Raw genomic sequence first — 21,768 nt, forward strand, 5'->3', positions numbered from 1 at the left:
GTATGTATAAGATCGCAGTAGAAAATCTGCCGGCATTATTCCGGAAAATTGCCGCAGACCAGGAATTATATTTACCGGTAAAGGTAAGTGAACAGGTGAACTTCAAGGCATGGAGCGAGGATGCAGAAGTTTCCCTTGAAACACTGAAAACCGTGAAATCACCGAAGGATGCTTTCTTTCCGCAGAGTGAAAATCTCTATACCTGTAAAAAGGACGGAAAAAATATCAGCATTGAGCCTCAGGCGCTGAAAGACCAGAATTTTGTCGTATTCGGAATGAGAGCCTGTGATGTACAGGGGGTGAAGGTTCTCGACAAGGTATTCCTTGGGGATCCGGTGGATACTTTTTACCAGGCAAGAAGAGAACATGGAACTATTGTAGCGCTTGCCTGTCATGAACCGGAGGAAAGCTGCTTCTGTAAAGTATTTGGCATTGATGCTGCAGATCCGGAAGCAGATGTTGCAGCCTGGATCATCGAGGGAGAGCTTTTCTGGAAGCCTCTCACAGAAAAGGGAAATGCTCTGACAGAAGCTGTGAAGGAGCTTTTGGCAGATGCTGATGAGACAAAGGTAGAAGAGGAGAAGAAGGCGATCCGTGGTATTATCGAGCTTCTTCCATATACACATCTTTCACTGGAAGGATGGGCGCAGGAAGAATACATGGACCGTTTCAATTCTCCTGTATGGGAGAAACTGTACAAGCCTTGTCTTGCCTGCGGAACCTGTACCTTCGTATGTCCGACCTGTCAGTGCTATGACATTAAGGATTACGACACAGGGCACGGTGTTCACCGTTACCGCTGCTGGGATTCCTGCATGTACTCTGATTTTACCATGATGGCTCACGGAAACAACCGTACCAGCCAGATGCAGAGATTCCGTCAGAGATTTATGCATAAGCTTGTTTATTATCCGTTAAATAATGACGGCATGTTCTCCTGTGTTGGCTGCGGCCGCTGCGTGGAGAAATGTCCGGAATCTTTAAATATCGTAAAAGTCATCAAGGCCTTTGAAAAACAGGGAGGTGAAAAGAATGAGTGAATGTACCTGTCATAAAAATTATACACTGGATACGCTGATCCCAAAGGTTGGCGTGATCACCGATATCCGTCAGGAGACACCGGATGTAAAAACCTTCCGTGTGGAAGCTCCGGAGGGTGGAAAGCTTTTCGAGCATATGCCAGGACAGTGTGCCATGGTCTGTGCACCAGGCGTCAGTGAAGGTATGTTTTCCATTACTTCTTCTCCGACTGTAAAGGATTATCAGGAATTCAGCATCAAAAAATGCGGATCCCTTACCGATTATCTCCACAGCCTTCAGGTTGGAGATGAGATCGCAGTCCGCGGACCATACGGAAATCATTTTCCGGTGGAAGATAAGTTAAAGGGAAAAAATCTCCTGTTCATCGCAGGTGGAATCGGTCTGGCACCTCTTCGTTCTGTGATCAATTATGTGCTGGATAACCGTGAGGATTACGGAACAGTAGATATTCTCTATGGTTCCCGTTCCGCAGATGATCTGGTGCAGCTTAAGGAAATCCAGGAAGTATGGATGAAAACAGAAGGTGTAAATGTATATCTTACCATTGACCGCGAGCAGGAAGGCTGGGACGGTCATGTAGGATTTGTTCCGAATTATCTGAAGGAGATTGGTTTTGATACCAATAAGACCGCTCTGGTCTGCGGTCCGCCGATCATGATCAAATTCGTTCTGGCAGGACTGGAAGAGCTGGGCTTCTCCAGAGATCAGGTATATACCACACTGGAGCTTCGTATGAAATGCGGTGTCGGAAAATGCGGCCGCTGCAACATCGGAGACAAATACGTCTGCAAAGACGGCCCAGTATTCCGATGTGATGAGGTGGATGAATTACCTAATGAGTACTAAGTTATAGATTGCACCTTAAGAAACTTTCAAATATATGCGCTGGTTATAGCCAGTACACAGCCATGTGGAACAGCCATCTCGCTAAGATGCCCATTTTAGGAGCGGTTTTAGCGGCGCTGAAATCCAGTACTTACGAAGACTTAGGAGTGAAGGCTCTCCTGAACTCCTTAGTCGCAGTTAGTACTTAGTTCAGCAGAGCGTTGCGACGGGCACGTGTGAGATGGCTGTTCCACATGGCGTACGATTTGGATAAAAGAAAGGACACCAACATGGAAAATAATATGGTAAATGTATATTTTTTCGGTAAAAAATACAGCGTTCCCGGTGATCTGACCATTATGACAGCTATGGAATATGCCGGTTATACATTAAAAAGAGGATGCGGCTGCAGACACGGATTCTGCGGTGCCTGCGCGACCATCTACAGGATCAAGGGACAGAATGAGCTGAAAACCTGTCTCGCCTGTCAGACACAGGTGCAGGAGGGAATGTATGTGGCAAGTATCCCGTTCTTCCCTACAGACAAGAGACTTTATAATATAGAAGATCTTAAGCCGAATCAGCAGGTAATGATGGAGCTTTATCCGGAGATCTACAGCTGCATCGGATGCAATGCATGCACAAAGGCCTGTACACAGGACTTAAATGTCATGCAGTATATTGCATATGCTCAGAGAGGCGAGCTTGAAAAATGTGCAGAGGAATCCTTTGACTGTGTAAGCTGCGGCTGCTGTTCCGTAAGATGTCCGGCAGGAATTTCCCATCCGATGGTAGGTCTTCTGGCAAGACGTCTCACCGGAAAATATATTGCGCCGAAAAGCGAGCATCTGGAGAAACGTGTGGAAGAGATCCACGAGGGCAAATTTGATGATATGATCGAGAAGATCATGCAGAAGCCGATCACAGAGATGCAGGAACTTTACAACAGCAGAGAAATCGAGAAGTAGGAGGGCGTAAAACATGTATGCACCATATCCAGAAAATATGATGGAATCCATCAAAAAGGTAGAGGCTACAAGAGCGGAGCGTATGGCAACAGAGCCAAGACGTCTGAGTGCAGATGAGAAAGATGCTCTTCTCAAAAAATTCCATCCGGACTATAACCCGGATGCATTTGCAGAGATCAAGGTAGGACCGAACAAGGGACAGAAAGCACCACTGGAACTGACAAAAATGCTCCATTCAGAAAGCCGTCTGCTCAACGAAAAAATCGATCTTACAAAAATCGATTATGATGTAGATGTACTGATCATCGGCGGTGGCGGAGCAGGCTCTTCCTGTGCCATCGAGGCCCACAACGCAGGTGCCAACGTTATGATCGTTACAAAACTCCGTATCGGTGATGCCAACACCATGATGGCAGAAGGCGGGATCCAGGCAGCAGATAAAGAAAATGATTCCCCGGTACAGCATTATCTGGACTGCTTTGGAGGAGGACATTTTGCCGCAAAACCGGAGCTTGTAAAAAGACTGGTAATGGAAGCCCCGGATGCGATCAAATGGCTCAACGACCTTGGTGTTGAGTTTGATAAAGCAGAAGACGGAACCATGGTCACTACACATGGTGGCGGTACATCCAGAAAGAGAATGCATGCTGCAAAGGATTATTCCGGATCAGAGATCATGCGTACTATCCGTGATGAGGTCTTAAATCTTAAGATCCCGGTAGTGGAATTTACCTCCGCTGTAGAACTTCTGAAGGATGAAAAAGGTCAGACTGCCGGTGCAGTTCTTCTCAACATGGAAACCGGAGACTATTCCGTTGCAAGAGCAAAAACAGTTGTAATTGCAACCGGTGGTGCAGGAAGAATGCATTATCAGGGATTCCCGACCTCCAATCACTACGGAGCAACTGCTGACGGACTCGTGCTTGGATACAGAGCAGGCGCTTCCCTTCTTTACCAGGATTCTATCCAGTATCATCCAACAGGTGCGATCTATCCGTCACAGATCCTTGGTGCCCTGGTAACAGAGAAGGTTCGTTCCGTTGGTGCACAGCTTGTAAATGCAAACGGAGAAGCTTATATCCATCCGCTGGAAACTCGTGACGTAAATGCTTCCGGTGTTATCCGTGAGTGTGAGGAAGGCCGTGGCGTGGAAGTTCCAGGTGGACGAAAAGGTGTATGGCTGGATACTCCGATGATCGAGATCCTGGGCGGTGAGGGAACTATCGAAAAGAGAATCCCTGCCATGTTCCGTATGTACATGAATTACGGCATTGATATGAGAAAAGTTCCGATCGTGATCTACCCGACCCTTCATTATCAGAACGGTGGACTTGAGATCAACGGAGACGGATTTACAAAAGAAATCCCGAACCTTCTGGTTGCAGGAGAGGCAGCAGGCGGAATCCACGGAAGAAACCGACTGATGGGCAACTCTCTTCTTGATGTAATTGTATTCGGACGAAATGCAGGTAAAAAAGCAGCTGCCAAATGCAAAGAGGTAGAGCTTGGCACCATGAATCTGGATCATATCAGAAAATATGAAGAGGAACTGAAAAATGCAGGAGTTGATACAGGAGACGTATCTCCTATGCTTCTGCCGAAATATGCCCGCCACGAACGTTAACAATATGTTATGAATAATAAAAACATATGAGATAAGCGAAAGGAGTCTATTATGAGAGAAATCGAAGTAAGCAGACTTACAGAGGTTATCGAAAAACTCTGTATCGAAGCCAATGAACATCTCCCGGAAGATGTGAAGGATGCTATCAAAACCTGCCGTGCCTGCGAGGACGGTGAGATCGCAAAAGGTGTCCTTGATAACATTATCGAGAATTTTGATATCGCAGACAGTGAGAATGTTCCGATCTGTCAGGATACCGGAATGGCATGCGTATTCCTTGAAATTGGTCAGGATGTCCACTTTACAGGCGGAGATTTAAATGATGCCATCAATGAAGGTGTACGCCGCGGATACGATAAAGGTTACCTGAGAAAATCCGTTGTCAAGGATCCGGTACGCCGTGGAAACACAGGTGACAATACACCGGCTATGATCTATACAGAGATCGTTCCTGGAGATCAGGTGAAAGTAACTGTAGGACCAAAAGGCTTCGGAAGCGAGAATATGAGCCAGATCCGTATGTTCAAGCCATCTGCAGGCCTTCAGGGAATCAAGGATTTCATTCTTGAGGCTGTAGAAACTGCAGGTCCGAACCCATGTCCGCCTATGGTAGTTGGTGTTGGTATCGGAGGAACTTTTGACAAATGTGCACTTCTTGCAAAGAAAGCGCTGATGCGTCCTCTGAATACAGAGAACCCGGATCCTTACTATGCAGATCTTGAGAAAGAGATGCTGGAGAAGATCAACAAGCTTGGTATCGGACCTCAGGGCTTTGGCGGAAAGACCACAGCTATCGGTCTGAACATTGAGACTATGCCTACCCATATCGCAGGTATGCCATGTGCAGTTAACATCAACTGCCATGTAACACGTCATAAAACGGAGGTGCTTTAATATGGAAAGAAGAAAGATCACACTGCCTCTGACAAGAGAGCTGGCAAGAACTCTCCATGCGGGCGACCAGGTTTTACTGACAGGAACCATCTATACATCCCGTGATGCAGGTCACAAGAGAATGTGCGAGGCCCTTGCAAAAGGAGAAAAAATTCCTTTTGACCCTACAGATGCTACCATTTACTATGTAGGTCCGACTCCGGCAAAACCAGGCGAAGTCATCGGCTCCGCAGGCCCTACAACCAGCGGCCGTATGGATGCTTATGCACCGACCATGATGTCCGTAGGCGCCAGAGGAATGATCGGAAAAGGTGCCCGCCTTCCGGAAGTCGTAGATGCAATGAAAAAATATGACGGCGTATATTTCGGAGCCATCGGCGGTGCGGGTGCACTTCTTGCAAAATGCATCAAAAAAGCAGAGCTTATCGCTTACGAAGACCTTGGAGCAGAAGCACTCCGCAAGCTTTATGTGGAAGACATGCCGCTTGTAGTCATCATTGACAGCGAGGGAAATAACCTCTACGAAGAGGGGCGTGCAGAGTACCTGAAAGACCATGCAGAATAATCTTTTGCTCTACAATATGACATTGTGATATATTTCAAAAAGGAATAAAAAGGATAAAAGTCCGACAGTAAATGCTGAAGATCCGTGCAGAAGCATTTGTTGTTGGACTTTTTAATTTTATCATTTCACTTTCAATTTAATCATTCTTGCGAAAATGATCAAATTAAAGTTGACATTGATAAGATTGATTTATATACTTGAAGTAAATAAAATCCAAAAAGAGTTATAAAGAAGGTGATGGAAAATATATGAGACGGTTTGATTATCGGGAAAAGTGGAAAAATCTGTTGACTCCTGAAATTGTATCTTATCTGACACAGATACATGAATTTAAGGGAGAACAAACTCTTTTTATTGAGGCCAAAGCAGATACTCTTACACAATTAGTTGAAATCGCTAAAATTCAAAGTACGGAAAGTTCCAACAAAATAGAAGGTATTTATACATCAGATATCAGATTGCGGGAATTGGTAAAAGACAAAACAAGGCCAAGGACAAGAAATGAACAGGAAATTGCCGGATACAGAGATGTATTGAATACAATTCATGAAAGCCATGACCATATCCCACCAAAGTCTGCGATTATTTTACAGCTTCACAGAGATTTGTATAAATTTGAAAGTTACAATATTGGAGGGAAATATAAAACTGCAGATAATGTCATTGAGGAAGAAGATTCCCGGGGAATAAAAAAAATACGGTTTAAACCAGTACCGGCCTGGGAAACACCGGAAGCAATGGAAGAACTATGCAGAGCATTTGAAGAGGCAATGGCAACAGGAGAAATAGATCCACTTCTTTTGATTCCAATGTTTATTCTGGATTTCCTATGCATACATCCGTTTAATGACGGCAATGGAAGAATGAGCCGTTTACTTACACTGTTACTTTTGTACAGATCCGGCTATATTGTGGGAAAATATATCAGTATCGAGAGAATGATAGAAAATTCAAAGGAATTATACTATGAATGTTTAAGGGAAAGTTCTGAGAACTGGTATGAGAATAAGAATGATTATATACCATTTATAAAATATATGTTTGGCGTTATCGTAGGAGCATACAGAGAGTTTTCTTCAAGGATAAAATTGCTGATAATGCAGAATATATCAAAACCGGAGCGAATAGAAGAGATTATAAAAAACACTCCGGGAACAATTACAAAAAAGGAAATCGCAGAAAAGTGTCCGGATATCAGTGTGGTAACGATACAGAGAACACTGGCAGAATTACTGACAGCAGAAAAAATTTTAAAAATCGGCGGCGGCAGGTATACGAAATATACCTGGAATAATGAACGATAGATGGGAGATAAAAAATGATCACTGGTGAATTAAAAAATAAAATAGATGGTTTATGGGATATATTTGCGGCAGGAGGACTGGTAAATCCACTGGAAGTAATCGAGCAGATTACATACCTGATGTTTATTCATGATCTGGATGATTCCGATAATATGCGTGCAAGAGAAAGTGCAATGCTTGGTTTGCCATTTCAGAGTATTTTTTCCGGAGAAGTAAAAATAGGTGAGAGAACAATTGATGGAAGCCAGCTGAAATGGTCCGTATTCCATGACTTTCCGGCAGACAGAATGTATATGATCATGCAGGAATGGGTGTTCCCGTTTATAAAAAATCTTCATAATGATAAAAACAGTGCATATTCCAAATATATGGATGATGCGATCTTTAAGATTCCGACACCACTCCTTTTATCCAAAGTGGTGGATTCTCTGGATGAAATTTACAAACTTATGAATGAAATCCAGACAGCAGATGTCAGAGGAGATGTATATGAATATCTTCTTTCAAAAATAGCTCAGTCCGGACGAAACGGACAGTTCCGTACACCAAGACATATTATCCGGATGATGGTTGAGATGATGGACCCGTCCAGCGATGAAATTATCTGTGATCCGGCATGTGGAACCTCAGGTTTTCTGGTTGCAGCAGGAGAATATCTGAAGGAAAAAAGAAAAGAAGAAATTTTTTATGATAAGCAGAAAAAAGATCATTACATGAATCATATGTTTCATGGATACGATATGGACCGCACCATGCTTCGTATTGGAGCCATGAATATGATGACTCACGGAATAGAAAATCCTTATATTGAGTATCGGGATAGCTTATCTGATCAGAATGCAGATAAAGATCAGTATTCTCTTGTGCTGGCAAACCCACCTTTTAAAGGAAGCCTGGATGCAGAGTCCGTTTCTGGAGATCTTCTTAAGATTTGTAAGACAAAGAAAACAGAACTTTTATTTCTGGCTTTGTTTTTGAGGATTATGAAAATTGGAGGAAGATGCGCTTGTATTGTACCAGATGGTGTACTTTTTGGATCATCACGGGCACATAAATCCATCCGAAAAGAAATTGTTGAAAATCAGAGACTGGAAGCTGTAATATCCATGCCTTCCGGTGTATTTAAACCTTATGCAGGAGTATCCACAGCAATCCTTATTTTTACAAAAACAGAACATGGCGGAACCGATCAGGTGTGGTTTTATGACATGAAAGCAGATGGCTTCAGTCTGGACGATAAACGTACTCCGGTCACAGAGAATGACATTCCAGATATTATAGAGCGTTTCAAAAACCTTGATAAAGAAGTGGAACGGAAACGAACAGATCAGTCATTTATGGTACCGAAAAAAGATATTGTGGAGAATGATTATGATCTCAGTATCAATAAATACAAAGAAATCGAATACACTCCGGTGGAATATCCGCCAACATCAGAAATCATGGCCAATATCCGGGAACTGGAGCTGGAGATTGGAAAAGAAATGGATGAGTTGGAACGGTTGTTGGGATTATAGAAGAAAGGATAGCAGATTCGAAAATTCGGGTTTGTGGTGGGAATAAATGATGGAACAAAAACGGTTGGGTGATATTGCTACATATATAAATGGATATGCATTTAAGCCAGAAGATCGTGGTACTGAAGGACTTCCCATTATTAGAATTCAAGATCTTACAGGGAATTCTTATGATGTGGGTTTTTATAATGGAGAATACCCTAAAAAAGTTGAAATTAATAATGGAGATGTCTTGATTTCTTGGTCAGCTAGTCTCGGAGTATATATTTGGAACCGAGGAAAAGCCCTCTTAAATCAGCATATCTTTAAAGTCGCGTTTGATAAGATTGAAGTGAATGAGCAATATTTCGTATTTGCTGTTGAGTATAATTTGAAAGAGATGGAAGCTAAAATGCATGGGGCTACCATGAAGCATATTATAAAGAGAGATTTTGATAATATTAAAATTCCTTTTCCTTCAGCTGAAAAACAGAAAGAAATAGCAGATATACTCTTGAAAGTAGTTAATATTATTGAAAATCGAAAACAAGAATTAAAAAAATTTGATACATTAGTTAAAGCCCGATTTGTCGAACTGTTTGGAAATCCAGTTTATAATACGAATGATCTTCCGATTAGAAGTCTTAATGAGTTAGGTAATTGGGCAAGTGGTGGTACGCCTTCTAGAACAGTACCAGAGTACTTTGAAGGCAATATAGATTGGTATTCAGCAGGCGAATTAAATACACTCTTTCTCGAAGGTTCTGTTGAAAAAATAACTGAAGAAGCAATTGAAAAGAGTGCTACAAAATTATTTAAAGCAGGAAGTTTACTAATTGGAATGTATGATACTGCAGCATTCAAGATGGGAATTTTGAAGGAGGATTCAGCGTCGAATCAGGCGTGCGCATGTATAACCCCAAACGATGAGGTAAATATTATTTGGTTATATTATGAATTGCAGATGATGAAAGAATACTTTTTATCGCAGAGGAGAGGTGTACGTCAGAAGAATCTTAATTTGGGTATGATTAAAGCATTTAAAATTCCAATTGCAAAGAGAGACCAACAAGATGAATTCTCTGATTTCGTCAAACAAGTCGACAAATCAAAAGTTAAAGTGCAAAAAGCACTGGATGAAACACAAAAATTATTCGACAGTCTCATGCAACAGTACTTTGGATAGAAAGGGGAAGTGGTAGTGATAGGAGAAGGACGGGAAAGCAAAAAAGATAACGATTTATTTTACACATGCAGCCTGATCGATTACATTGCACGGAAAACAAAGAATACACGGGCAGACGTTGTAAATAAGCTTGGAAAGCAGAGAATTGATAAAATCTATGACCTCGCAGATGTCTACCATTGTGATAACATTGACAGAGTCAGTGATGATTTTATTGAAGAAGCAGGAATACAAGAAGGAAATTTTGACAATGTAGGTGAGTGTAAATACAGCATCCCATCACATTGGGACATTGGAAAGGTATATAAGCGGCTGATAAAAATGGTTGCTGCAGATGAAAATATTGGAATCGTAGATGCTTTAATAAAAGTATACAATTCCTTCATCAGTGCAAAAATTGATGACTACAACAGCAGTGTATATTACGAAAATCCGTCATATATATTTGAATCGTATCGGGAAAACAGAATGTTGTAAACGAAATGGCTGAAAGATGTTGGCATATCTTGAGACAAAAATAAAGTCAGTTATCAAGGATTCCTTGATAACTGTAGTTGATAAGTACAATTATAAAATAAAACGCTAAAGAGGGAGGTTTCACAATGGTAACAAACTTTGATTACTTAAAAAATGAATCAAAATTCTCTGCATTTGCGAATGTTGCCATCTCTGCGGAGAAAATCATATTGGCAGATCCGGATGCGAGTATTCTTAACAGTCGCCGGGCTATGGAATTTGCTGTGAAATGGTTGTATTCTGTGGAAAACAGTTTGCAGATTCCGTACCAGGATAATCTTCATACTTTGATGAATACAGAGGAATTCAGACAGTTAGTGGGACCGGATCTTTGGAAACGGATGGATTATATCCGCAGATGTGGAAACAGTGTGGCACATAGCAATAAAAAACCTGGCAGAGATGCAGCGATGCTCTGTCTTGAAAATCTGTCGATTTTTTTAGATTACGTTGCATATTGTTATGGGGAACAGTATCAGGAGCATTCGTTTGACAGGTCGATGATTGATGGCAGAATTGAGAAGGCAAAGGCATCCAGGGAAACAGCCAGAAAAGTAAAGGAAACACTTCTGAAAGAACAGGAAAAAACTGCCCAGCAGGAACTGGATCTACAAAAACTGATGGCAGAAAATACTTTCCTCAGGGAAGAACTGTCCGCACGCCACGAGAAACAGCAGCAGACATATGTTCCGAAACCTCTGGATCTGTCTGAATATGAAACCAGAAAACTTTACATAGATTCCATGCTTATTGATGCAGGATGGACACAGGGAAAAGACTGGTTAAATGAAATGACTGTGACAGGAATGCCGAATAAATCAGGGATTGGACGTATTGATTATGTTCTCTATGATAATATGAATAAACCTCTGGCAATTATAGAAGCAAAACGTACCTGCAAGGATATTGCTGAGGGCAGGCAGCAGGCGAAACTTTACGCAGATCTGCTGGAAAAGAAATATGAACGGCGTCCGGTAATTTTCCTTACCAATGGTTTTGAAACCCGGATCATAGACGGACAATATCCAGAAAGAAAATGTTCAGTTATTTATTCCAAACGGGATCTGGAGAAATGGTTTAACCTTTTGAGTATGCGTACAAGCCTGCAAAATATTTCTGTAGATAAAAAGATAGCAGACCGCTATTATCAGGAAGCCGCGATAAAAGCAGTATGCCAGAGCTTTGATGAAAAGAATCGGAGAAAAGCCCTGCTTGTTATGGCCACAGGTTCCGGAAAAACCAGAACAGTAATGGCTTTGTGCAAGGTACTGGTTGATGCGGGCTGGGTAAAGAATATACTTTTTCTGGCGGACAGAAATTCACTGGTAACACAGGCGAAAAGAAGTTTTGTAAACTGGATGCAGGATTTTTCCTGTACAAATCTGGTTGAAGAAAAGAATAATTATATGTCGCGATGTGTTTTCTCCACATATCAGACCATGATAAACTGTATTGATACGATAAATGACAAAGAAGGAAAAGTTTTTACCAGTGGTCATTTTGATCTGATCATTTGTGATGAAGCGCACAGATCCATTTATAATAAATATAAAGATATTTTTACATATTTTGATGCACTGCTTGTAGGACTTACCGCAACACCGAAAGATGAGATTGACAAAAATACATATGAAGTATTTGAACTGGCAAACGGAGATCCCACTTATGGATATGATCTGGCACAGGCGGTTAAGGATGGATATTTGGTTGATTATCTTTCGGTGGAATCCAGGGTGAAATTTATTGATCAGGGAATTGTATATGATGAACTTTCAGAAGCAGATAAAGAAATCTATGAAAATACTTTTGAAGACGAAAATGGAAAACTTCCGGAAGCGATAAATTCGGCTGCATTGAATACCTGGATTTTTAACGAAGATACCATTAAAAAAATTCTTCATGTCCTGATGAGAGATGGAATTAAAATTGAATACGGACAGAAGATTGGAAAAACAATTATTTTTGCGAAAAATCATGATCATGCGGAAAAGATCCTTGAGATTTTTAATAAGGAATATCCGCATTTAAAGAATTATGCTATGGTGATCGATAACAGAATAAAATATGCACAGAGTGCAATTGATGAGTTTTCAGATCCGAAAAAACTACCGCAGATCGCAATTTCTGTAGATATGTTAGATACCGGAATTGATGTACCTGAAGTTCTTAATCTTGTATTCTTTAAGAAAGTTATGAGTAAAGCAAAATTCTGGCAGATGATCGGACGAGGAACAAGACTATGCCCGGGATTGTTGGATGGGGAAGATAAGAAAAAGTTTTACATTTTTGATTTTTGTGGAAATTTTGAGTTTTTCCGAATGAATAAAGGAAAAGCAAGCGCAAATCTGATGGCGTTGCAAAGTGCAGTTTTTAATCTTCAGTTTGAGATTTCGTACAAGCTTCAGGATATTAAATATCAGACAGATAAATTAACTGCGTACAGGACTGCACTTGTAAAGCACATGACTGAAAAAGTAAAAGAGCTCCCAAGAGATAGTTTTACAGTTCGCCAACATTTGAAATATGTAGAATTATATTCAGAAGAGTCGAACTATCAGATGCTTACTTATGAAGATACTTTACTTGTACGGGAAGAGGTTGCACCCTTGATTTTGCCTGAAAGTGATGAAGTAACAGCAGTACGTTTTGATGCACTTATGTATGGAATAGAACTTGCATCTCTGGTTGGAAAGAAATATACAAGTGCGCGAAAAGATCTTTTAAAAAAGGTTTCCGGAATTGCCGGAGTGGCAAATATACCGGAGATTCAGGCACAGACAGAGCTGATCAATCAGATTTTGCATACAGATTATGTGGAAAATGCAGGAATTGATGAATTTGAAAATATCAGGAAAAATCTGAGAGATCTTATGAAGTATATTCCGGATAAGAGCAGGAATAAATATATGACCAATTTTACAGACGAAATTCTTTCAACGGAATGGAAAGAAGCAGAATTGGAAAACAATGATCTGGAAAATTATAAGGTACGAGTAGAATATTATGTCCGACAGCATCAGGATAACCATGTAATAGCTAAGCTGAAAAAGAATCAGTCACTTACAGAAAAAGATGTAGCTGAACTGGAAAAAATTCTCTGGAGCGAGCTTGGTACAAAAGAGGATTATGAAGCAGAATTTGGCAGAAAGCCATTGGGAGAATTTGTCAGAGAAATGGTAGGTCTTGATATGAATGCAGCAAAGGAAGCTTTTTCAAAGTATCTTGAGGATGTAAATCTGGACAGCAGGCAGATTTATTTTGTAAATCAGATCATTGAGTATATTGTTCATAATGGAATGATGAAGGATCTTTCTGTTTTGCTGGAATCTCCGTTTACGGATCGTGGAAGCATTTCGGAAATCTTTACAGATATGGGTGTTTGGCTTGGAATAAAAAAAGTCATTGATACGATCAACGCAAATGCTGCTGCATAAACATCTACCTCTGTAAAACATAAAAATTTACCCGGATTTACAATAAATTTAACCATAAATCCGGTTGACAAAACCCGGCCGGGAACGTTATAATGGCCGGGTTGATAAAAAAATTTAAGAAAAAAAGGCAGGTGAACAGAATGGACAGTTGTGATTCTCATGGGCGAAGTTGTAGCTCTCGGAGTGAAAGATGGAAAGAACAGAGAAGGATGAGAATGTTCCATTCTGTTTTAAGTGTACAGAATATCTGTGAGAATATTATGTCTGTATATCAGAAGGATATATATGACAGGATATATAGGTGACACCAGAATCTGTACGGTATTATTACATTATAATTGTAGCAGGATTATAATATATATCTTTTTCATTCTTCTCATTCTGAGAATCTTACAGTAAGGCGATCATGTATAAATTCATTTCGCTTTATACTCAAATCCCAAGGAAACACAATCGAAAATCAAACAGCACATAGACATGCTTTAACATGTCTGTTTTTGGTGTGCGTGTTTTGTGCGAAACTATGTGAGGAGGATGAGAAAATGACAAAAAGAAATCAGGATTTTTCAAAAGATATTCTGAGTCTGATCCGAAGCAGTGTTTCTCCGGCAGTTTTAAGTGAAAGGCTGCAGGATTTCCACGAAAACGATCTGGCGGAAGTATTAAGAGAATTAAGCACTGCGGAGCGCAGCAGACTATACCGTATCCTGGAAAGCAGTATGCTGGCAGATGTTTTTGAATATCTGGAGGAAGAAGAAACTGTACAATATCTGGAAGAGATGGATGTAAAAAAAGCGGCAGCCATTCTTTCCAAAATGGAAACCGATGCCCTGGCAGATGTTTTAAAGCAGATCGATAAAGAAAAACGCAAGCTTCTGATCCAGCTTCTGGATGAACAGGTGCGGAAAGATATCGAAATGATCCGCTCCTTTGATGAGGATGAGATCGGAAGCAGAATGACAACGAACTGCATTGTGATCCGTGAAAATCTGACCGTAAAGCAGGCCATGAGTGAGCTGGTTTCCCAAGCGGCAGATAATGATAATATTTCTACGATCTTTGCAGTGACGGATAGAGGGGAGTTTTATGGAGCCCTGGATCTGAAGGATCTGATCACAGCAAGACAGGACCACCCTATGGAAGAGCTGATCGTAACTTCCTATCCATATGTGTATGGCACTGAGCAGATCGACGACTGTATGGAACGGCTGAAGGATTATTCTGAAGATTCCATTCCTGTACTGGACGATGACAATCGTTTCCTTGGAGTGATCACATCCGCAGGGATCATCGATCTGGTAGACGATGAGATGGGAGAGGATTATGCAAAGCTGGCCGGTCTGACTGCAGAGGAAGATCTGAAAGAACCTCTTTTTGAAAGCATGAAAAAAAGAATGCCCTGGCTGATCGTTCTTCTGGGCCTTGGTATGGTGGTATCTTCTGTTGTGGGAATGTTTGAAAAAGTAGTTACCTGTCTGCCGATCATCATGTGCTTTCAGTCTCTGATCCTGGATATGGCAGGAAATGTTGGAACCCAGTCCCTGGCTACCATCCGTGTACTGATGGATGAAACGCTGACGGGCAGACAGAAAGCAGAGCTTGTGCTGAAGGAAATGCGGATCGGTCTTTGCAACGGTGGTCTGCTCGGTATTCTGTCTTTTGTACTGATCGGATTGTATATTTTCTTATTCAAAGGAAAAACACTCGTATTTGCCTATGCGGTATCCGGCTGTATCGGATTATCCCTGCTGGTGGCCATGCTGGTATCCAGTGCAGTGGGAACCTGCATACCGCTGTTTTTCAAAAAGGTTGGTGTGGACCCGGCAGTAGCCTCAGGTCCTTTGATCACTACGATGAATGACCTTGTAGCCGTGATAACATACTATGGAATGAGCTGGATATTCCTGATCGAGATGTTCCACCTGGCTGGCTGAGAGTAAAATGCAGCTATGCTCATAAAAATAGACAGATATCAGAAATCTGTCGAATAACAGAAAAGTTACCAATACAAAAAAATTCCGGATCGAAAGATTCGGGATTTTTCTTTACATACAAACAGAAAGCTATTATAATGAAAGACACGCTTTGCCCGTTTAAAACGTTGCAGAAATAAATACAAACAACGGGCAGAAAAAGAGAACAAAACGATCACATGGGGTGATTGGGGAAAGGAAACAGTAACATGATAGTAACAATGATCGAAAAGGTCTATACATTTCTGTGGGGAGATCTGATAAGGATCCCGCTTCCGGGAGGAAGTACGCTGGGAATCTCACTTCTGATCCTGCTTCTGATTCCGACCGGTATCTATTTTACCATCAGGACAAAGCTTCTGCCAATCCGTCTTTTTCCGGATATGGTACGAGCCCTGTCAGAAAAGAAAAGTGACAAAAATAATCTTTCAGCATTTCAGACGCTGATCGTATCTACAGCTACCCGTGTGGGAATGGGAAACCTGGTCGGTGTGGTAGCTGCGATCTCGGCAGGAGGTGCAGGAGCGGTATTCTGGATGTGGATCACGGCGCTGATCGGTTCCTCCACTGCTTTTATCGAAGCGACCCTGGCACAGCTCTATAAAGAAAAGGATCCTCTATATGGTGGCTACAGGGGCGGTCCTGCCTACTATATCCACCGCTACTGGGAAGAAAAACAGGGCAGAAAACGAAAAAAGGTTCTGCTTTCCGTTCTGTTTGCCATTTCCGGCTTGATCTGCTGGTGTGGGATCAGTCAGGTTATCAGCAATTCCGTCACAGCGTCTTTCAAAAATGCTTTTGATATTCCGCCGCTGTATACTACCATCGTGCTGGTAGTGATCGCAGCTGTGATCGTGCTTCGGAAGAATGCAACGGTTAAAGTTCTGGATCTTCTGGTACCGGTGATGGCAGTGCTTTATTTTGTGATCACGCTGTTTATTATATTTACAAATCTTGGAAGTATGCCGGGAGTATTTAAGCGGATTTTTGAAGAAGCTTTCGGATTTCGTCAGGCTGTTGCCGGCGGATTTGGCGTCGTGCTGATGAACGGAGTAAAAAGAGGCCTTTTTTCTAATGAGGCGGGAAGCGGCTCCGCTCCCTGTGCAGCAGCGGCAGCAGAATGTGACAGTCCGGTAAAAGCCGGATTTGTCCAGGCCCTGGGTGTATTTGTGGATACGATCGTGATCTGCAGCTGTACAGCTATGATCATGCTTCTGGCCCCGGAAGATCTGGTACAGGGGCTTTCCGGAATGGAACTTCTTCAGACTGCCATGCATTATCATATGGGGCAGTTTGGAGTGATCTTTATTGCTGCAACACTGTTTATGTTCAGCTTTTCCACATTTCTGGGAATCCTGTTTTATGCAAGAGGCAATGTGGCTTATCTTTTCGGTGATAACTGGGGTTCACAGACAGGATATAAGGTGCTGGCACTGGTGATGCTGTTTATCGGTGGGATCGCGGCTTACACATTTGTATGGGATCTGGGAGATGTAGGAATCGGCCTGATGACGATCTTTAATATTTTCATGCTGTATCCTCTTGGGGAAAAAGCACTGAAAGAGCTGAAGATTTATGAATCGGAAAAGAAGAAAAAATAAAACTGTTTACAGACCTTGAGAGCATATGGTAATATCAGGGTAAAGCACTAAAAGATTAAAGAGTTCTGACAGCCGGAAGGAGTCAGACTCTGTGAAATATCAACGGTAAGTTGGATCAAGAGGAGGATATGAAAGATGTATATTACATGTCTGGACGTAGAAGGTGTACTGGTACCGGAGATCTGGATCGCATTTGCAGAGGCAAGCGGAATCCCGGAGCTCAAGAGAACAACCCGTGATGAGCCGGATTATGATAAGCTGATGAACTGGAGACTTGGAATTCTGAAAGAACATGGTCTGGGACTGAAAGAGATCCAGGAGACTATTGCAAAGATCGATCCCCTTCCGGGAGCAAAGGAATTTCTGGATGAGCTGAGATCTTTTTCCCAGGTGATACTGATCAGTGATACCTTTACACAGTTTGCAACTCCGCTGATGGAGAAGCTTGGACGGCCGACACTTTTCTGTAATTCCCTGGAAGTAGCAGAGAACGGAGAGATCACAGGCTTTAAGATGCGCTGTGAGAAATCCAAGCTGACAACTGTGAAGGCACTGCAGTCCATGGGATTTGAGACTATCGCAAGCGGAGATTCCTACAATGATCTCGGAATGATCCAGGCAAGCAAAGCAGGCTTCCTCTTCCGCAGTACAGAACAGATCCGTGCAGATCATCCGGAAATTCCTGCTTACGAAGAGTACGATGAACTTCTTGCAGCGATCAGGGAAGCAATGAAATGAAGAAGGGAAAGTCGGAATGATCAACGAAAGAATTGTGATCGAAGAAAAAACAAAGGACTATAATGAGGCATGGATAGAGACCTATTTCTGGCAGGAGTCGGAAGAACTCTATCCGGGGCAGAAGCGTCCGGTCATAGTGATCTGTCCGGGCGGAGCTTATGGCATGACTTCAGACAGAGAGGCAGAAGCCATTGCTGTCCGGTTTATGGGAATGGGCTATCACGCAGTGGTGCTTCGTTACAGTGTGGCACCTGCCAGATATCCGGTGGCCCTCCGTCAGCTGGCAAAAACAGTAGCTCTTCTCAGAGAGAACAGCGATAAGTGGCATATTGAAAAGAATAAGATCATTGTGTCCGGTTTTTCGGCAGGTGGCCATCTGGCAGCTTCTCTGGGAGTATTCTGGAATACGGAGGAGCTTGCCGGGATCACGGGAATGGAAAACGAGAGGATCCGTCCCAATGGCATGATCCTGAATTATCCGGTGATCACTTCAGGGGAAGTTGGTCATGAAGAAAGCTTTCGAAATCTTCTGGGAGATCGTTATGAGGAGCTGAAAGATCGGATGTCTCTGGAATTTCAGGTTACGGAAGATACACCCAGAACCTTTATCTGGCATACCTTTGAGGATCAGACGGTGCTGCTGGATAATACACTTCTCTTTGTTCAGGCACTCTATAAAAAGGGCATTCCAGTGGAGTATCATGTTTTTCCGCAGGGACCCCATGGGATCGGCCTGGCAAATGAGCTGACTGCCAACGAAAACGGCAGAGGGATCGCAAGAGCCTGTGAACCATGGAGTGAGCTTGCAGGAAAATGGCTGAACCGAGAATTCCCATGGTGGAACGGGGCAAAGATCGAAAGATAATACGAGACTGCTGTGTCGGATAAAATATCCTTTTTACCGGGAAACCGGTAGAGAGGGTATTTTTTATGATTGTGATGCATGTGATGACTGCTGTATTTGTCGGCTGTTTTGTCTGGCTCATCTGATGATAAAAGCTTTGCAGGGCTTTGGTGTGGATCTGGATCAACATTCACATTGCAGAAAGAAAGGAATTTTGATAATTATGGATAAAAATCAGATTTTTATTACCAGTGGTACGGAATATAAAAGAATGACAAAGGAGCTTCTGGAAAAAGCGGATCTTCAGTCTCATATCGGGGACAGAAAGAAAAAGATCGGGATCAAGCCGAATCTGGTTTCTCCTTCAGAGGCTTCCTGGGGTGCAACGACTCATCCGGAAGTGGTTGCAGGAATTATCGAGTATCTGAAGGAGCATGGCTTCCGGGATATGGTGATGCTGGAGGGATCCTGGGTAGGAGATAAGACAAGGGAGGCCTTTGAGACCTGTGGCTTTGACAGGCTTGAGGAAGCGTATCAGGTGCCGTTCTGGGATATGCAGAAGGATAAGGGGATTTCTGTGGACTGCGGCGGCATGGAGCTGAATGTCTGTGAGCGGGTAAAGGAGCTTGATTTTCTGATCAATGTGCCGGTTCTGAAAGGCCATTGTCAAACAAAGATCACCTGTGCTCTTAAGAATATGAAGGGGTTGATCCCAAATAAGGAAAAGAGACGGTTTCATTTGCTGGGGCTTCATAAACCCATTGCTCATCTGAATATGGGGATACAGCAGGACTTTATTGTTGTGGATAATATCTGCGGGGATCTGGATTTTGAGGATGGCGGAAATCCTGTCGTGATGAACCGGGTGATGGCTGCCTGTGATCCGGTTCTTGTGGATGCATATGTGTGTCAGATGATGCATTATGAGGTAGCTGAGGTTCCTTATGTGAAGCTGGCAGGTGAGCTTGGCGTGGGCTGCTCAGATATTTCCAAAGCAGATGTCAGATTTCTGGAGGATGGTGCGGATCAGAGGATGCCGATATCCAGAAAGGTTGTGGAGCTTGCGGATGCCGTAGAGGAAGTGGAATCCTGCAGTGCCTGCTACGGGTATCTGATCCCGGCATTGGAGATGCTGAAGGAAGAGGGGCTTTTTGAGAAGCTGGATGAGAAGATCTGCATCGGACAGGGGTATCGTGGTAAGACGGGAGTGCTTGGTGTGGGACACTGTACCTGTAAGTTTCAGAATTATGTGGAGGGGTGTCCGCCGTTGGAGGGGGATATATATGAGTTTTTGAAAGAGTATATTGGTGAACGGACGCCGGGGAAGTGACAGTCCTCCGGGCCGGACTCCGTCGGGGGATGCTGCTAAGGTTCCGTGAGCCGGCTAAAACCATTGCGGAAGGGCCCAGAACTCGCCTTCGGCTCAAACAGCTGGGCCCTTCCGCAATAACGCCGTCTCCCGCAGCCTAACCATCATCACCCCTCCTCCGTAGCAGCCCGGAGGACTGTCACTTCCCCGGCTGACGTTTCAGCCGGAGAGGTGGAAGCGGACGCGTGGTGTCCTGTCCTTACGTTTTGATGAGTTGAGCGTCCGCAGTTGGAGGTGTGGAAAGAATAGCGTCTGGTCAATAAATATTTTGGTGTTGCTCAATGTGTTGGAATGGTGGGAAGGATACGTCTTCTTGTTGAAAGGTGTTATGCCGATGGGATCGGCACAGCCTGGTGTTTTAAACAAACGCAGAATCCATCACCCTGTTAACAAAGTAACATAACCAAAACGTACGGTTCATAGCGGGGCCTGAGGGAAGGGGTGCAGGGGAGGGGAAACGGCCTTTCGCAACTACGAGTGCTTCCCCTCCCCTGCGGTTTCACTTACGCTTCCAAAGCGTAAAAACATTTTTCAGAAAAAAAGAATCCTAAAGACATCTCTTTACAATCTCAATAATCTGCTCCATAGAAAACCGGCTGCTGTCAATACAGAGATCATACTGTGTCATATCCAGCCATTTGCTGTCTGTAAAGTATTCATAGTAAGCCTTTCTCTCTTTATCCATTTTTTTGACCAGCTTCCGTGCGCTGGCTTCTTCTCTGCCGGTACGGCGTATCACATTCTGAACTCTTTCCTCAAAAGGTGCATGGATAAAAAGTTTAAGTGATTTATCCTTCAGGATACTGGTCGCACAGCGGCCGACAATTACGCAGTCCTCTCTCTGCGGAAGGGACAGGATGATCTTTCTCTGGAGATCATAGAGCACATCGTTCATTGGTACAAAAGAGAAATTATCTGTAAACTGCAGCTCACTGTCAACGGGAAATACCCACTGACTGGCTTTTTTCTCGTCTACCTTTGCCAGGGTGTCGAAGGGGATATTGTTTTTCTTGGCAGCCATGTCGATCAGTTCTTTATCATAAAAACCGATGTCCAGGTTTTCAGCCAGAGTCTTGCCGATAAGGCGTCCGTTGCTTCCAAACATACGATTGATGGTGATAATACGTTTTGCCATAAAGATACCTCCTTTATCTCGGACCGGAAGCAGGAATATCTGATTTCCGGTAGTTTTTCTTATTTCTTTTATAACATATTTCGGTAAAAAATACCAGAAAATAATATATAATTTTTAAAATAATATTTAATATATACAAAAAATAATGGTAGCAGACAGAAAATATAATTAATTATTTGTATTTGTATATAAAAAACAGGATGCCTTTTTCACAGATCACACAAAGACTTTACACATTTTTTTTAAAATATTTTT

General features: G+C 42.6%; 17 protein-coding genes. 16 read left to right on the forward strand and 1 reads right to left on the reverse strand.

Features of this window, described 5'->3' with window-relative positions; all coding sequences use genetic code 11:
• Positions 1–2: 2 nt before the first annotated feature.
• The 16 genes from NE671_RS00265 to NE671_RS00340 all read left to right on the forward strand — a co-directional run bounded on the left by NE671_RS00265 (position 3) and on the right by NE671_RS00340 (position 20,339).
• Positions 3–1,040 (forward strand): 4Fe-4S dicluster domain-containing protein, encoded by a 1,038-nt coding sequence (locus NE671_RS00265; protein WP_059085576.1) that lies wholly within the window; start codon positions 3–5, stop codon positions 1,038–1,040.
• A complete protein-coding gene (locus tag NE671_RS00270) occupies positions 1,033–1,887 on the forward strand; it encodes an FAD/NAD(P)-binding protein (protein ID WP_015524689.1) in 855 nt (284 codons plus the stop codon). Before NE671_RS00265 ends, NE671_RS00270 begins: the two co-directional genes overlap by 8 nt.
• A gap of 233 nt (positions 1,888–2,120) precedes the next feature.
• Positions 2,121–2,834, forward strand: a complete 714-nt coding sequence (locus NE671_RS00275) for a 2Fe-2S iron-sulfur cluster-binding protein (RefSeq protein WP_330383239.1) — start codon at positions 2,121–2,123, stop codon at positions 2,832–2,834.
• Positions 2,835–2,847: 13 nt separating this feature from the next.
• Complete coding sequence (locus NE671_RS00280; RefSeq protein ID WP_022426050.1) at positions 2,848–4,458, forward strand: FAD-dependent oxidoreductase; 1,611 nt, start codon at positions 2,848–2,850, stop codon at positions 4,456–4,458.
• Between the two features lie 51 nt (positions 4,459–4,509).
• Positions 4,510–5,352 carry a fumarate hydratase gene (locus NE671_RS00285; protein ID WP_021652988.1) on the forward strand — a complete coding sequence of 281 codons (843 nt, stop codon included), beginning with the start codon at positions 4,510–4,512 and terminating at the stop codon, positions 5,350–5,352.
• 1 nt (position 5,353) lies between these two features.
• On the forward strand, positions 5,354–5,917 hold the full coding sequence (locus NE671_RS00290) for a Fe-S-containing hydro-lyase (RefSeq protein ID WP_022426051.1): 564 nt from the start codon (positions 5,354–5,356) through the stop codon (positions 5,915–5,917).
• 248 nt (positions 5,918–6,165) lie between these two features.
• Positions 6,166–7,221: a Fic family protein gene (locus tag NE671_RS00295; protein WP_173740477.1), complete on the forward strand. Its 1,056-nt coding sequence runs from the start codon at positions 6,166–6,168 to the stop codon at positions 7,219–7,221.
• 14 nt (positions 7,222–7,235) lie between these two features.
• On the forward strand, positions 7,236–8,738 hold the full coding sequence (locus NE671_RS00300) for a class I SAM-dependent DNA methyltransferase (protein WP_173740478.1): 1,503 nt from the start codon (positions 7,236–7,238) through the stop codon (positions 8,736–8,738).
• A 46-nt stretch (positions 8,739–8,784) separates the two neighbouring features.
• Entirely contained in the window at positions 8,785–9,903 is a 1,119-nt protein-coding gene (locus NE671_RS00305; protein WP_173740479.1) for a restriction endonuclease subunit S, read from the forward strand.
• Between the two features lie 15 nt (positions 9,904–9,918).
• Positions 9,919–10,380, forward strand: a complete 462-nt coding sequence (locus NE671_RS00310; protein WP_173746019.1) for a hypothetical protein — start codon at positions 9,919–9,921, stop codon at positions 10,378–10,380.
• 125 nt (positions 10,381–10,505) lie between these two features.
• Positions 10,506–13,853, forward strand: coding sequence for a DEAD/DEAH box helicase family protein (locus NE671_RS00315; RefSeq protein WP_173740481.1), 3,348 nt, complete (start codon positions 10,506–10,508; stop codon positions 13,851–13,853).
• A gap of 542 nt (positions 13,854–14,395) precedes the next feature.
• On the forward strand, positions 14,396–15,787 hold the full coding sequence (gene mgtE / locus NE671_RS00320; protein ID WP_256163522.1) for a magnesium transporter: 1,392 nt from the start codon (positions 14,396–14,398) through the stop codon (positions 15,785–15,787).
• 248 nt (positions 15,788–16,035) lie between these two features.
• A complete protein-coding gene (locus NE671_RS00325; RefSeq protein ID WP_015524707.1) occupies positions 16,036–17,427 on the forward strand; it encodes an alanine/glycine:cation symporter family protein in 1,392 nt (463 codons plus the stop codon).
• A 135-nt stretch (positions 17,428–17,562) separates the two neighbouring features.
• The gene (gene thrH / locus NE671_RS00330; protein WP_015524708.1) at positions 17,563–18,165 is read left to right on the forward strand and encodes a bifunctional phosphoserine phosphatase/homoserine phosphotransferase ThrH; all 603 of its coding nucleotides are present in this window, start codon (positions 17,563–17,565) and stop codon (positions 18,163–18,165) included.
• A 16-nt stretch (positions 18,166–18,181) separates the two neighbouring features.
• Entirely contained in the window at positions 18,182–19,030 is an 849-nt protein-coding gene (locus NE671_RS00335; protein ID WP_114002635.1) for an alpha/beta hydrolase, read from the forward strand.
• Positions 19,031–19,232: 202 nt separating this feature from the next.
• Positions 19,233–20,339, forward strand: coding sequence for a DUF362 domain-containing protein (locus tag NE671_RS00340; RefSeq protein ID WP_173740482.1), 1,107 nt, complete (start codon positions 19,233–19,235; stop codon positions 20,337–20,339).
• 586 nt (positions 20,340–20,925) lie between these two features.
• On the opposite strand, the gene NE671_RS00345 is transcribed toward NE671_RS00340, so the two are convergent.
• Positions 20,926–21,513 (reverse strand): cytidylate kinase-like family protein, encoded by a 588-nt coding sequence (locus tag NE671_RS00345; RefSeq protein ID WP_015524710.1) that lies wholly within the window; start codon positions 21,511–21,513, stop codon positions 20,926–20,928.
• Between the last annotated feature and the right edge of the window lie 255 nt (positions 21,514–21,768).

The organism is Blautia sp. DFI.9.10 (assembly GCF_024461705.1).
In the GTDB taxonomy this organism is placed as follows: Bacteria; Bacillota; Clostridia; order Lachnospirales; family Lachnospiraceae; genus Blautia_A; species Blautia_A fusiformis.